This is a genomic window from Streptomyces sp. 840.1 (assembly GCF_003751445.1).
In the GTDB taxonomy this organism is placed as follows: domain Bacteria; phylum Actinomycetota; class Actinomycetes; order Streptomycetales; family Streptomycetaceae; genus Streptomyces.
This window is the reverse complement of sequence record NZ_RJUU01000001.1, coordinates 1,601,466-1,613,860: the sequence shown is the minus strand read 5'-3', so window position 1 is coordinate 1,613,860 and position 12,395 is coordinate 1,601,466. Positions and strand designations below refer to the sequence as shown.

The following is a 12,395-nucleotide window of genomic DNA, read 5'->3' as shown; positions in this document are numbered from 1 at the left end:
CGGTACGGGTGGAACGTCCGGTTCACCCACCGGGTGATCCGAAGATCAGACCGGGGGAGGACGGGAATCGTCCCGTGGTGGTACGCGGCCCGCGCCGGGGTCCGCTTTCAGGCGGTGGCGCCGGGAGTGTCCGAATCGCTCTGCGGGCCCGCGTCGGCGGCCTCGGCCCGCTTGATCGCGGCGTCGCGTCCCCGTACGTACCAGATGCCGATCAGGCCGAGGCCTCCGCCGGCCAGGCAGGTCCATACCCACCACAGGTGCCCGTGGTCGTCGAACCAGCCGTAGAACGGGAGCTGGACGAGGAAGAGGACGAACCAGAGGATCGTGCCGCCGGTGATGGTGGCGACGACGGGCCCCTCCAGGGGCTCGGGTGCCTCGTGCTTCGGTGTCCACTTCGCCATGCAGTCAGTGTATGCGGCGCGTACATAAAGGCCGCCGGGCCAGTCGGCCCAAGGGTCTACGCGCGGAGATAGCGATCTTCGCCTTATGTATTCATACTGAATCTGCTTACGACTGTCTCGAATTATTCGTGTGAAAGTCCAAAGCTGACCACATTTAGTCCCCCTCTACGTATGACTGAGGTCTTAGATGCCCCCCTCGGCCACCGCTCCGGTCGACTCCGGACAGCCCCCGGCTCCCCAGCCCTCCGGAGGCCTGGACCGTTTCTTCAAGATCTCCGAGCGGGGGTCGTCGGTCGCGCGCGAGATCCGTGGCGGATTCGCCACCTTCTTCGCGATGGCGTACATCATCGTGCTGAACCCGATCATCCTGGGCAGCGCGAAGGACATGTACGGGCATCAGCTCGACAGCGGCCAGCTGGTCACCGCGACGGTGCTGGTGGCCGCGTTCTCCACGCTCCTCATGGGGGTCATCGGCAACGTGCCGATCGCGCTGGCCGCCGGCCTCGGCGTCAACACCGTCGTCGCCCTCCAGCTCGCCCCCCGGATGAGCTGGCCCGACGCGATGGGCATGGTCGTCCTCGCGGGCATCGTGGTCATGCTGCTGGTCGCGACCGGCCTGCGGGAACGCGTGATGAACGCCGTACCGACCTCGCTCCGCAAGGGCATCGCGATCGGCATCGGCCTCTTCATCCTGCTGATCGGTCTGGTCGACTCCGGCTTCGTCTCCCGCATCCCGGACGTCGCGCACACCACCGTCCCGCTGCAGCTCGGCAACGACGGCCACCTCAACGGCTGGCCCGTGCTGGTCTTCGTGCTCGGCGCGCTGCTCACGCTCGCGCTGATCGTCCGCAAGGTGCCGGGCGCGATCCTGATCTCCATCGTCGCGATGACGGTCGTCGCGCTGATCATCGACGCGATCGCGGACCTGCCGGGCGAGGCCTGGGGCCTGACCGTCCCGCAGTGGCCGGGCAACCCCGTCGCCTCGCCGGACTTCGGGCTGATCGGCAAGGTCAGCCTGTTCGGCGGCTTCGACAAGGTCGGGATGCTCACCGGCATCCTGTTCGTCTTCACCGTGCTGCTGTCCTGCTTCTTCGACGCGATGGGCACCATCCTCGGCGTCGGCGACGAGGCCAAGCTGACGGACAAGGACGGCAACTTCCCCGGCATCAACAAGGTGCTGTTCGTCGACGGCATCGCGGTCGCCGCGGGCGGCGCGGGCTCCGCCTCGGCGGGCACCTGCTTCGTGGAGTCCACGGCGGGTGTCGGTGAGGGGGCCCGCACGGGCTTCGCGAGCATCGTGACGGGTCTGCTGTTCACGGCGGCGCTGTTCCTGACACCACTGGCGACGATGGTCCCCTCGCAGGCGGCCACTCCGGCCCTGCTGGCGGTGGGCTTCCTGATCATCGCGGGCTCGGTGCGGGACATCGACTGGAGCGACTACACGCTCTCGATGCCGGCCTTCCTCGCCATGGTGATGATGCCGTTCACGTACTCGATCACCAACGGCATCGGCGTCGGCTTCATCGCGTTCTGCGTGCTGCGGCTGGCCGCCGGGCGCGGTCGCTCGGTGCCGGTGGCCATGTACGTGGTGTCGGCGGTCTTCGTCTTCTACTACGCGATGCCGGCGCTCGGCCTCACGTGATCCCTCGCGGGCGGGCGCGCGGCCGAGGGGGTCAGGTGACCTCCTCGGCCGCGCGCCCGCCCGCTCCGTAGAACTTCTCCGTCCCGTCGACGGCCGCCTGGAAGCGCTCGTCGAAGTCATCGCGAATGAGCGTCCGGACCACATAGTCCTGGACGCTCATTCCGCGTCTGGCGGCGTGCTGCTTGAGCCGGTCGAGCAGCTCACCGTCTATCCGCAGGCTGAGCACTGTCGATCCCATGTCATGCAGGGTTACGTTCCCCGGGCCCGATACACGTGACTTTCCGGAACTGACTCACTCGTTTGGGTGATCGATTGGTGATTCGGGTCTCGCGCGTGTAACACGAGTGGTCTTTAGGGTAGGTAATGAGTTACGCTAACAAACATGCCTGACCTGATCCACGACAGCGACAGTGCCGCCGCCGTGAGCTCCCTTCGTTCCGCCGTCATGCTGCTCGGCCGGCGCCTCAAGCACCAGCGCGTCGACGAGTCGCTGAGCCCCACCGAGATGTCGGTGCTCGGCACGCTCGCCCGCTGCGGTTCGGCCACCCCCGGTGAGCTGGCCCGCAAGGAGCATGTGCAGCCCCCGTCGATGACCCGCATCGTCGCGCTGCTGGAAGCCAAGGGACTTGTCAGACTGGAACCGCACCCCGATGACCGTCGTCAGAAGATGGTCAGCCAGACCGAGCAGGCCGAGGCCATGCTCGCCGAGAGCCGCAACAAGCGGAACGCCTGGCTGACCACCCTTGCCGAAGGCCTGGACGAGGACGAGTGGGAGACGCTTCGCAACGCGGCCCCCGTGCTGGAGAAGCTCGCCCACCTGTAGCGGAGCGGGCCGCGCCGGACCATGACCGGCGCACCGCCCCCACCGCCGCATCCCCGTCAGTCAGCACCATGTCCACGCCCGAGGAGGCGAACCCTTTTGAGTACGGGATCCGGAGCAGACTCCGCCCCCGCACCGACTTCCACCCACGAGAGCAAGCCCGGCGGGACCTTCTCGTCGCTGAAGATCCGTAACTACCGCCTGTTCGCAACCGGCGCCGTGATCTCCAACACCGGTACCTGGATGTCCCGCATCACGCAGGACTGGCTCGTCCTGAGCCTCACCGGGTCCGCCGCCGCCGTCGGCATCACCACGGCACTCCAGTTCCTCCCCATGCTGCTCTTCGGCCTGTACGGCGGCGTCATCGCCGACCGCATGCCCAAGCGCAAGCTCCTGCTCATCAGCCAGGCCGCGCTCGGCCTGTGCGGTGTCGCGCTCGCGGTGCTCACGCTGTCCGGCGTGGTCCAGGTGTGGCACGTCTACCTGATCGCGTTCCTGCTCGGCATGGTCACGGTCGTGGACAACCCGGCCCGCCAGTCGTTCGTCTCCGAGATGGTCGGCCCCGCCCAGCTGCGCAACGCGGTCAGTCTGAACTCGGCGAACTTCCAGTCCGCCCGGCTCATCGGTCCCGCCGTCGCGGGTGTGCTGATCACCTCGGTCGGCAGCGGCTGGGCCTTCATGTTCAACGGCCTGTCGTTCCTCGCGCCGCTCGTCGGCCTGATGATGATGCGCACGAGCGAGCTGCACAAGGCCGTGGTCGTACCGCGCGCCAAGGGCCAGCTGCGCGAGGGGCTGCGTTACGTCTCCGGCCGCCCGGAGCTGATCTGGCCGATCGTCCTCGTCGGCTTCGTCGGCACGTTCGGGTTCAACTTCCCGATCTTCCTGACCGCCTTCGCGGACGAGGTCTTTCACGGCGGCGCCGGGATGTACTCGTTCTTCAACATCCTGATGGCCGCGGGCTCCCTCGCCGGGGCCCTGCTCGCCGCCCGCCGCGGCTCGTCGCGGCTGCGGATGCTGGTCGGCGCCGGCACCCTGTTCGGTCTGCTGGAGGTCATCGCCTCCATGTCGCCGTCCGTCTGGCTGTTCTCGCTGCTGCTCCTGCCGATCGGCATGATCGGTCTGACGACCAACATCAGCGCGAACACCAGCGTCCAGATGGCGGCCGACCCGGCCATGCGCGGCCGGGTGATGAGCCTGTACATGATGGTCTTCGCCGGTGGTACGCCGGTGGGCGCCCCGATCGTCGGCTGGATCAGCGACGCGTACGGCGTCCGCACCGGAATGGCGGTCGGCGGCGCGTTCTCGCTGGTCGCCGCACTCGGCGTCGGCTTCATGCTGGCCCGCGTAGGCGGCCTGCGCCTCCAGGTCGACCTGCGCCCCGGCCGCCCGCACGTACGGTTCGTCCCGCGCGAGCAGCTGGCCACGGCGGCCTGAGACCCGCCCGGCCACACACGATCACGGCCCCGACCGGGTATCCGGTACGGGGCCGTATCGCGTGCCGGGCGGGATCAGTCACGGGGGAGCCGCAGGTGCGGGCGATGCGGGCCTGGTCGCGGGAACGCCGGGCGAGCCGGTTACGCTCGTCGGGTGGATCCCAAGACCAGAAACCGCATCATGGCGGCCGTGCTCGTGCTCATGTTCGCCGTCGTCGCAGTGGCGGCCGCCCTCGGCTGATCGGTCTGCCGGGGACGGCCGTAAGCCGGGCCGCGTCTACCAGGCGAAGTTCTCCGGGGACGGGCCCGGACCCGGGAAGATCTCGTCCAGGGCCGTCAGCACCTCGTCCGACAGCTCCAGCTCCACCGCGCGCAGCGCGGAGTCCAGCTGCTCGCGGGTACGCGGACCCGAGATCGGGCCCGTGACGCCGGGACGGGTCAGCAGCCAGGCCAGACCGGCCTCGCCGGGCTCCAGGCCGTGCTTCTCCAGCAGGTCCTCGTACGCCTGGATCTGGGCCCGCACCTTCGGGTCGGCGAGCGCGTCGCCGGAGCGGCCCGAGGTGGATCGGGCGCCGCCGCCGTCGCGCTCCTTGCGCAGCGCGCCGCCGAGCAGGCCGCCGTGCAGCGGCGACCACGGGATGACGCCGAGGCCGTACTCCTGGGCGGCCGGGATGACCTCCATCTCGGCGCCCCGCTCCATCAGGTTGTAGATGCACTGCTCGCTGACCAGCCCGTAGCTGCCGCGCTGCCGGGCGACCTCGTTGGCCTGGGCGATCTTGTATCCGGCGAAGTTGGACGAGCCGGCGTACAGGATCTTGCCCTGCTGGATCAGTACGTCGATGGCCTGCCAGATCTCCTCGACCGGGGTCGACCGGTCGACGTGGTGGAACTGGTAAAGGTCGATGTGGTCCGTCTGCAGCCGCTTCAGGCTGGCGTCCACGGCGCGGCGGATGTTGAGCGCAGAGAGCTTGTCGTGGTTGGGCCAGGCCTCGCCGTCGGCGGCCATGTTGCCGTAGACCTTGGTGGCGAGGACGACCTTGTCGCGGCGGTCGCCGCCCTGGGCGAACCAGGTGCCGAGGATCTCCTCCGTGCGGCCCTTGTTCTCGCCCCAGCCGTAGACGTTCGCGGTGTCGAAGAAGTTGACACCCGCGTCCAGGGCGGCGTCCATGAGTGCGTGGCTGTCGCTCTCGTTGGTCTGGGGGCCGAAGTTCATCGTCCCCAGAACGAGACGGCTGACTTTGAGTCCGGTGCGTCCGAGCTGCGTGTACTTCATGGGACCAAGCCAACGCCTTGGAGTCCGCTCGAAGCAAGGGCGGATGTCCCCGGGGCGGCGGTCCTACCCGCGCGCGAACCGGTCCAGCGCCGCCAGCACCGCCCGGCTCGTCGCCGCCCCGCCGAGGTGCCCGGCGTCGTCGATCACGGTCAGTTCCGCGTCCGGCCACGCCTTCGCCAGCTCCCAGGCGGTGATCAGCGGACCGCCCAGGTCGAAGCGGCCGTGCACCAGCGCACCCGGGATTCCCGCCAGCCGCCCGGCGTCCCGGATCAGCTGCCCCTCCTCCAGCCAGGCGCCGTGGGAGAAGTAGTGCGCGCAGATCCGTACGAGCGCCTGCTGCGCGCGTGCGGGCCGGCCGCTGTACGGGGGCGGTCCGGAGTACGCCTCCTGGGAGAGCACCGCGTCCTCCCAGGCGCACCAGTCGGCGGTCGCCCGCGCCCGTACCTCGGGGTCGGGGCTCTCCGTGCGCGCGGCGTACGCGACGAGCACGTCGGGGGTCGCGTCGCTCGCGGCCTCCGGGACCCCGGCCCGGAACAGGTCCCAGGCCTCGGGGAACACGTTCCCCACGCCCCGGTACAGCCAGTCGATCTCGGAGCGGCGGGTCGTGGTGACGGCCGGGATCACGATCTCGCTGACCCGCTCCGGGTACCGCTCGGCGTACGCGAGGATCAGCGTCGAGCCCCAGGAGCCCCCGTACAGCAGCCACTTGTCGACGCCCAGCCGGACGCGCAGCCGCTCCATGTCCGCGATCAGCCGGTCCGTCGTGTTGAACCGCATGTCGGCAGCCGGGTCACTCGCGTGCGGGGTGGAGCGGCCGCAGCCGCGCTGGTCGAAGAGGATCACCCGGTAGCGGTCCGGGTCGAAGTACTGCCGGGGCCGCTCCTTGCACCCCGAGCCCGGTCCGCCGTGCACGACGACGGCGGGCTTCCCGGCCGGGTTGCCGCACACCTCCCAGTACACGAGGTTGCCGTCCCCGACGTCGAGCATCCCCTGCTCGTACGGCTCGATCGGCGGGTACTTCTCGTCCGGGTGGCGCTGCACGGTGCTCACTCCCGTTCCTCGGCGACGTACCGAGGGGCCCGCCCCGGCCCCGGAATTCTCACACGGAGGTGGTCCCGGCCCGCTCGCCCGTGGTCCTCGTCGCCTCCGACGGCTTCACCTGCGGCCGCCTCGAACGGATTCTCGTGTGATCCCGTTCGTCCAAGCGTCTCGGGCGGGCCCGCGAGGGGAGTCCGACGGAACGGGCCTTCGCTCGAAGAGCCTTCTCTTCGCGGGTGGTTGGGGTCTGCCCGCGGGGCTCAGCCCTTCACGGCGACGTGGTATGCGGACACCCACAGCGCCGCCGCGGAGCCCAGCCCCACCACGGCCCGCACGCTCTCGCCCGACAGTCCGGCCGCGATGAGCGCGAACCCGACGATTGCGACGACGCTCAACAGGGCCGCCGTCCCCTTGTACTGCCACTGGTCGTAGAAGCGCGCCAGCGGGAAGAAGTGCAGGCCCACGACCAGCGCGATGGCGGCCGGGATGAACTCCGGGTGGCCGGAGGCGTTCGACGCCGCGATCACGGCGAAGACGGCGGCCACCTCGACGACGTTCACGATGCCGACCGCGCGCGCCCAGTTCTCCGGCAGGCTCACCACGCGGGGCGAGGGGGCGGCGCCCTTGCGGTAGGCGAGCACGATCGCCACCGCCGTCAGCGGTACGGCGACGATCTCGACGGCCAGGGCCGCGCCGGAGGACGCCAGTCCGGACGCACCGGCGAAGGCCCAGATCACGGCGAACACCGAGAGGACGAGCGTGCCCCGGCGGCGGAGGTTCCGGGTGAGCGCGACGCACTCGGCGGTCGTGGCCGAGGGTATGGGGGGCGTCGATGGCGTTGCGGGCGTCATGGGCGTCATGGGCGGAGAGTACAGCGGTCCTCTCCCCGGACCGGCTGCTTCGGAAGGACTCCCATCGGCCCGATCCACCGTTCTGGCCTGCGGCGTAGCGTAGGAGCCGTGAACGCGACCCCCGAGGTACTGGCCGTACTCGATGACCTGCTCGCCACCGCAGCCCCCGACGACCGCGGGGCCCTGTGGCAACTGGCGCAGCAGGGAAGGGAGTTGGACGCGAACCTGGTGCGCCTCCCGCCCGGTGCGGAGGTGGGTGAGCACCAGGAGGACGTGCTCGACGTCCTCCTCGTGGTCCTCGCGGGCGGCGGCCGCCTCACTCCGGGCGGCGGCGGTGCGCCGTTGGAGCTGACCCCGTCCACGGTCACCTGGCTGCCCCGCACCTCGCGGCGCGCCCTGGCCGCGGGCCCGGACGGTCTCGCCTACCTCACGGTCCACCGTCGCCGTCCCGGGCTGGCCATCAAGCCGGCGGTGTTCGCACAGGAGGGCGGCGAGGCGCCGTGCTCCCTGGACCGGGTGTGCCCGGAGTGCGGCCGGATGTCCCAGGAGCCGGCGCCGAAGTACTGCGGCGAGTGCGGCGAGCGGTTCCCGGAGCGCTGAACGAGTGCCCCGGGAGCCGCTCTCTGCGACTGGGTCGCGCCGGTCTACCGGGCGAGTGCGGCCGGCTCGTCCAGCCGGGTCAGCTTGTGCGGGTTGCGCATCAGGTAGACCCGGGTGATCCGCCCGTGCTCCACCGCGAGGCTCACCGCCGTCGACTCGCCGCCGAGCTCGATCCGGCCGGCCGGTGCGCCGTTGAGCCACACCGGCGTCGTCGCGATCTCGGGGGCGCCCGGCCGGCCCGCGCGGGCGAGCAACTCCGCGACCGACAGGGCCCCGTGGACCGGAACCAGAGCGGCCGCCGCGACGCCGCCGCCGTCGGCGAGCAGGACCACGTCCGGCGCCATGAGCTCCATCAGCTCCTGGAGCCGCCCGGTGCGCAGCGCGCTGAGGAAGCGTTCCACCACGGCCTGCTGCTCCGACCGGCTCACCCGCACCCGTGGCTGCCGGGCCACGACGTGCTCGCGGGCCCGCCGTGCGGTCTGGCGGACCGAGGCGGCGGACTTCCCCACGGCCTCGGCGATCTCTCCGTACGGCAGCTCGAACACCTCGCGGAGCACGAACACCGCCCGCTCCGTGGGGCCGAGGGTCTCCAGCACGGTCAGCATCGCGATCGAGACGCTTTCCGCGAGTTCGACGTCCTCGGCCACGTCCGGGCTGGTCAGCAAGGGTTCCGGCAGCCACTCCCCGACGTAGTCCTCGCGGCTGCGCGACAGTGACCGCAGCCGGTTGAGTGCCTGCCGGGTCACGATCCGGACGAGGTACGCCCGCGGATCACGTACCTGCGAGCGGTCGACGCCGGCCCATCGCAGCCAGGACTCCTGAAGCGTGTCCTCCGCGTCGGCCGCCGAGCCGAGCATCTCGTACGCGACGGTGAAGAGCAGGCTGCGGTGGGTGACGAACGGGTCCTCGCTCATGTCGCCGACACTACGCCGGAGTTACCGGGACGCGGGGCGAGGGGGATCTCGCAGGCGTCGGAGAAGCCCTGCGACTCGATACCGAGCGCCGCGTTGTTCCTGGTCGCCATGTTGGTGAAGGCGACGAACGCGGTCAGCTCGACCAGTGCCGCCGGGCCGAGCCGGTCGAGCAGGCCCGCGGACAGCTCGTCCGTGACGGTCGGCGGCGTGTTCGTCATCGCCTCGGCGTACTCCAGCACGTCCCGTTCGAGGGGTGTGAACACGTCCGACTCCCGCCAACGTGGCACCTGACTGGCCTTGTTGACGTCCAGCTTCTGGTTCTGCGCCAGGAAGTAGCCGATGTCGAGGCACCAGGCGCAGCCGACCTGGGACGCGACCGCCATGTGCGCGAACGACTTGAGACCCTCGTCGACCTCCTTCCACGCTCCCGCCTTGGCCGCGAGCTCCGTATTGGCCGAGGCGACCGCAGGACTGTTCCACGCCACCGCGAAGGGGTCGGGTACGACGCCGAGCTGCTTGACCATGTTCTCGCTCGCAGCGGTGTCGAGACCTCGGCCCTGGGAACCCGTAGCGCCATGATGTCCTCCTGTGTGTCCGGCCGGTCTGTCCGGCCCGTGTGACATGAAGACACCGCCCGTCCCGCCGATGTGACAGCCGCCGGAGAAGCCGTACGGCGAGCGCGGGGGCGAGCTCCGGACGGAAGCCCGTCGGCCGCCGCGGGCGGCCGCCAGCCCCGTGCGACGATCGGGCGATGGACAACCTGGACCTTCGCCTCGCCGATGACGGCGACCTCGCCGCTGTCGTCCGCCTGCGTGACGACGCCGCCCGGTGGATGCTCGCGCGCGGCATCACCGGTCAGTGGCAGCCGGGCGAACTGAGCGAGGACCACTTCCGGCTGACCGTGAAGCGCGGCGGCGAGGTCTGGTTGGCCGAAGCCGGTGAACGGCTCTTCGGGGCTTGGGAGTTGTGGTGGGAGGACGAGGCCGCCTGGGGGCCGCAGCCGCCGGTGGCCGGCTATGTGCACCGGCTGATGGTGGATCGCGATGCCGCCCCGCCCGGGACCGGCCGGCTGCTGCTGCACGCTGCGGAGCGCCGGGTCGCCGCCGAGGGGCGGGAGTTCGTCCGTCTGGACTGCCTGGCGGACAACGCGCGCCTGAACTCCTACTACCTGGACGAGGGTTACCGGGCCGTCGGGCGGATAGCGGGCAAGCCGCAGCCGGGCGGCGCGCCCAAGTCGTTCACGCTGCTGGAGAAGGCCACGCGCGACATCCGGTGATCGCGGGGTGGGCCCCGTCTGTGTGAGGTGGGCCATATGCAATGGACCTCAACCGCAGTTGAGCAAGCAGGCTTACGCGTATCGCGGGACGGCCTGAGCGGCCGGCCCGGAACCTGCGCTGTCGAGGAGCTTGCGATGTCTGACAACCGTGTCGTGGTGGTTACTGGTGCGACCGGCCGGCAGGGCGGTGCCGCCGCCCGCGCGCTGCTGTCCCACGGCTGGACGGTGCGCGCCCTGGTCCGCGACCCGGACCGGGCCGAGGCGCTCGCGCTGAAGGCGGCCGGCGCGGTCCTGTTCCGGGGGGACCTCGACGACGAGGCCTCGCTGGACGCGGTCCTGGCGGGGGCGTACGGGGTCTTCAGCGTCCAGACGTTCACGGGGCCGGACGGTCTGGACGGGGAGGTGCGCCAGGGCAGGGCGGTCGCGGAGGCGGCGGCCCGCGCCGGTGTCGCGCACTTCGTCTACAGCTCGGTCGATGGCTCCGACCGCCCCGGTGCCGTGGGGCACTTCGCGTCGAAGGGCCGGGTGGAGCGGCACATCGAGGCGCTCGGGCTGCCCGCGACGATCCTGCGGCCCACGTTCTTCATCACCAACTTCGAGGGCCTGGGACCGCAGTGGGCCGAGGGCTCGCTCGTCCTCACGCTGGCGGTGCTGCCGCAGACGCGGCTGCAGATGATCACCCCTGCCGACATCGGGAACATCGCGGCCGAGGTCTTCGGCGCTCCGGCCGACTACCTCGGGCGTGCCATCGAGCTCGCCGGCGACGAGCTGACCGGCCCGGAGATGGCCGAGGTCTTCTCCCGCGCCGCGGGCCGCCCGGTGCGCTTCGACTCCCAGCCGATCGAGCAGGTGCGTGCCTTCAGCGAGGAGATGGCCGCCATGTTCGACTGGTTCAACACGGTCGGCTTCGTGGCCGACCTGCCGGGCCTGCGCGCCCGCCACCCCTACCTGACGACCCTGGAGGGCTGGGTGGGCGAACACTGGGCTGTGCCTGCGGAGCCCGCGACGACGGGCGCGTGAACCGGGGCGGCCGACGTATGACCGGGCGACCGGCGTGACCGGCCGACCGGCGTGACCGGTCGGCGGCGCCGGGCGGCGGGCGGCGGGCTCAGTCCAGTGCGTCGTGGACGGAGCGCGACTCGACGGCGTCCAGCGCGGCCAGCGCGGCATCGTCGAGGCGGATCGTTCCGGTGGCGACGTTCGCCTCCAGGTGGCCGATGTCCGCCGTGCCCGGGATGAGCAGGGTGTTCGGCGCGTGGTGGAGCAGCCAGGCGAGGCCGACCTGCGCGGGCGTACGGCCGAGGGACTCCGCAGCGGCGATGACGGCCGGTTCGTCGGTCACCTTCGGTAGGCGGGGGAAGGAGCCGCCGAGCGGGAAGAACGGCACCCACGCGATCCGCTCCTCGGTGCAGAGCCGCAGCATCTCCTCGTCCTCGCGTGACACCAGGCTGTACAGGTTCTGGACGCAGACGATCCCGGCGGGCAGGGCCCGGCGCACTCCGTCCAGCGTGACGGCGCTCAGGCCGATCGCGCCGATCTTGCCCTCGTCCCGCATCGCGGTCATCACGGCGAGCTGGTCGTCGAGGTCGACCACCTGGTCCCCCTCGGCCCGCAGCCCCGGCCGGGTGTCCAGGCGGCGCAGGTTCACCACCGGGATGGAGTCGAGGCCGAGCGACCTGAGGTTGTCCTCGACGCTGTCCCGCAGCTGCTCGGGCCGCTGGGCGGGGCGCATCGGGAAGGGGCCGTCCGGGTCGGGGTCGGCGCCGACCTTGCTGACGACCACAACGCCGTCCTCGGGGCGGAACGCGTCCCGGATGAGCCCGTTGACGAAGCCGTTGCCGTAGAACTCGGCGGTGTCGACGTGGTCGACGCCGAGTTCGACCACGCGGCGCAGGAGCCCGAGCGCGGCGTCGCGGTCGTCGCGCAGCCGCTCCAGCTGCATCGCGCCGTAGCCGATACGGGAGACGGTGAGGTCCCCGAGCGGTCCGGCCCCTCCGGCGCGCGGGACGCCGGAGGCCGTGAGCGGGGCGGACGAGGAAGGGGAGGCGGGAGAGGGCGTGGGGGAGCCGTTCGCGGTCATGGAGATTCCGTCCTCATGAGACGATGGAGAAGCGGAGAACCGGAGGGGCCTCCGCCTAACCGACTGT

The 12,395-nt window shown here is 70.9% G+C and carries 13 protein-coding genes and 1 pseudogene; 6 read left to right on the top strand and 8 right to left on the bottom strand.

Annotation, left to right across the window (positions count from 1 at the left end):
- Window positions 1-107: 107 nt before the first annotated feature.
- Entirely contained in the window at window positions 108-401 is a 294-nt protein-coding gene (locus tag EDD93_RS07510; protein WP_123524415.1) for a DUF2530 domain-containing protein, read from the bottom strand.
- A gap of 187 nt (window positions 402-588) precedes the next feature.
- Here EDD93_RS07510 and EDD93_RS07505 point away from each other — a divergent pair, with 187 nt between their 5' ends.
- Complete coding sequence (locus tag EDD93_RS07505) at window positions 589-2,043, top strand: NCS2 family permease (RefSeq protein WP_123524414.1); 1,455 nt, start codon at window positions 589-591, stop codon at window positions 2,041-2,043.
- A 31-nt stretch (window positions 2,044-2,074) separates the two neighbouring features.
- Here the strand turns inward: EDD93_RS07505 and EDD93_RS07500 are convergent, their stop codons facing one another.
- Window positions 2,075-2,281 (bottom strand): ribbon-helix-helix protein, CopG family, encoded by a 207-nt coding sequence (locus tag EDD93_RS07500; RefSeq protein WP_123524413.1) that lies wholly within the window; start codon window positions 2,279-2,281, stop codon window positions 2,075-2,077.
- Window positions 2,282-2,425: 144 nt separating this feature from the next.
- Between EDD93_RS07500 and EDD93_RS07495 the strand changes: the two genes are divergently transcribed.
- Window positions 2,426-2,866 (top strand): MarR family winged helix-turn-helix transcriptional regulator, encoded by a 441-nt coding sequence (locus EDD93_RS07495; RefSeq protein WP_123524412.1) that lies wholly within the window; start codon window positions 2,426-2,428, stop codon window positions 2,864-2,866.
- A 96-nt stretch (window positions 2,867-2,962) separates the two neighbouring features.
- Complete coding sequence (locus EDD93_RS07490) at window positions 2,963-4,297, top strand: MFS transporter (RefSeq protein ID WP_123524411.1); 1,335 nt, start codon at window positions 2,963-2,965, stop codon at window positions 4,295-4,297.
- Window positions 4,298-4,573: 276 nt separating this feature from the next.
- Here the strand turns inward: EDD93_RS07490 and EDD93_RS07485 are convergent, their stop codons facing one another.
- The 3 genes from EDD93_RS07485 to EDD93_RS07475 all read right to left on the bottom strand — a co-directional run bounded on the left by EDD93_RS07485 (window position 4,574) and on the right by EDD93_RS07475 (window position 7,467).
- Entirely contained in the window at window positions 4,574-5,569 is a 996-nt protein-coding gene (locus EDD93_RS07485; RefSeq protein WP_123524410.1) for an aldo/keto reductase, read from the bottom strand.
- Window positions 5,570-5,632: 63 nt separating this feature from the next.
- Window positions 5,633-6,610: a prolyl aminopeptidase gene (pip, locus tag EDD93_RS07480; protein WP_123527631.1), complete on the bottom strand. Its 978-nt coding sequence runs from the start codon at window positions 6,608-6,610 to the stop codon at window positions 5,633-5,635.
- Window positions 6,611-6,867: 257 nt separating this feature from the next.
- Window positions 6,868-7,467: a hypothetical protein gene (locus EDD93_RS07475; protein WP_260255653.1), complete on the bottom strand. Its 600-nt coding sequence runs from the start codon at window positions 7,465-7,467 to the stop codon at window positions 6,868-6,870.
- 99 nt (window positions 7,468-7,566) lie between these two features.
- Between EDD93_RS07475 and EDD93_RS07470 the strand changes: the two genes are divergently transcribed.
- Window positions 7,567-8,058, top strand: coding sequence for a hypothetical protein (locus tag EDD93_RS07470; RefSeq protein WP_123524408.1), 492 nt, complete (start codon window positions 7,567-7,569; stop codon window positions 8,056-8,058).
- 44 nt (window positions 8,059-8,102) lie between these two features.
- On the opposite strand, the gene EDD93_RS07465 is transcribed toward EDD93_RS07470, so the two are convergent.
- A complete protein-coding gene (locus tag EDD93_RS07465; protein ID WP_123524407.1) occupies window positions 8,103-8,972 on the bottom strand; it encodes an RNA polymerase sigma-70 factor in 870 nt (289 codons plus the stop codon).
- Window positions 8,969-9,549: pseudogene (locus EDD93_RS07460) on the bottom strand (carboxymuconolactone decarboxylase family protein). The gene EDD93_RS07465 and the pseudogene EDD93_RS07460 overlap by 4 nt, the downstream one beginning before the upstream one ends.
- A 174-nt stretch (window positions 9,550-9,723) precedes the next feature.
- Between EDD93_RS07460 and EDD93_RS07455 the strand changes: the two are divergent.
- Window positions 9,724-10,248, top strand: coding sequence for a GNAT family N-acetyltransferase (locus EDD93_RS07455; RefSeq protein WP_123524406.1), 525 nt, complete (start codon window positions 9,724-9,726; stop codon window positions 10,246-10,248).
- Between the two features lie 135 nt (window positions 10,249-10,383).
- Window positions 10,384-11,268: an NmrA/HSCARG family protein gene (locus tag EDD93_RS07450; RefSeq protein ID WP_123524405.1), complete on the top strand. Its 885-nt coding sequence runs from the start codon at window positions 10,384-10,386 to the stop codon at window positions 11,266-11,268.
- Window positions 11,269-11,356: 88 nt separating this feature from the next.
- On the opposite strand, the gene EDD93_RS07445 is transcribed toward EDD93_RS07450, so the two are convergent.
- Complete coding sequence (locus tag EDD93_RS07445; RefSeq protein ID WP_123524404.1) at window positions 11,357-12,328, bottom strand: aldo/keto reductase; 972 nt, start codon at window positions 12,326-12,328, stop codon at window positions 11,357-11,359.
- Between the last annotated feature and the right edge of the window lie 67 nt (window positions 12,329-12,395).

Coding starts and splice junctions, on each gene's coding strand:
- EDD93_RS07475 (WP_260255653.1), bottom strand. CDS start 7,467: ATGACGCCCATGACGCCCGCAACGCCATCGACGCCCCCCATACCCTCG.
- EDD93_RS07485 (WP_123524410.1), bottom strand. CDS start 5,569: ATGAAGTACACGCAGCTCGGACGCACCGGACTCAAAGTCAGCCGTCTC.
- EDD93_RS07495 (WP_123524412.1), top strand. CDS start 2,426: ATGCCTGACCTGATCCACGACAGCGACAGTGCCGCCGCCGTGAGCTCC.
- EDD93_RS07450 (WP_123524405.1), top strand. CDS start 10,384: ATGTCTGACAACCGTGTCGTGGTGGTTACTGGTGCGACCGGCCGGCAG.
- EDD93_RS07500 (WP_123524413.1), bottom strand. CDS start 2,281: ATGGGATCGACAGTGCTCAGCCTGCGGATAGACGGTGAGCTGCTCGAC.
- EDD93_RS07510 (WP_123524415.1), bottom strand. CDS start 401: ATGGCGAAGTGGACACCGAAGCACGAGGCACCCGAGCCCCTGGAGGGG.
- EDD93_RS07505 (WP_123524414.1), top strand. CDS start 589: ATGCCCCCCTCGGCCACCGCTCCGGTCGACTCCGGACAGCCCCCGGCT.
- EDD93_RS07455 (WP_123524406.1), top strand. CDS start 9,724: ATGGACAACCTGGACCTTCGCCTCGCCGATGACGGCGACCTCGCCGCT.
- EDD93_RS07445 (WP_123524404.1), bottom strand. CDS start 12,328: ATGACCGCGAACGGCTCCCCCACGCCCTCTCCCGCCTCCCCTTCCTCG.
- EDD93_RS07465 (WP_123524407.1), bottom strand. CDS start 8,972: ATGAGCGAGGACCCGTTCGTCACCCACCGCAGCCTGCTCTTCACCGTC.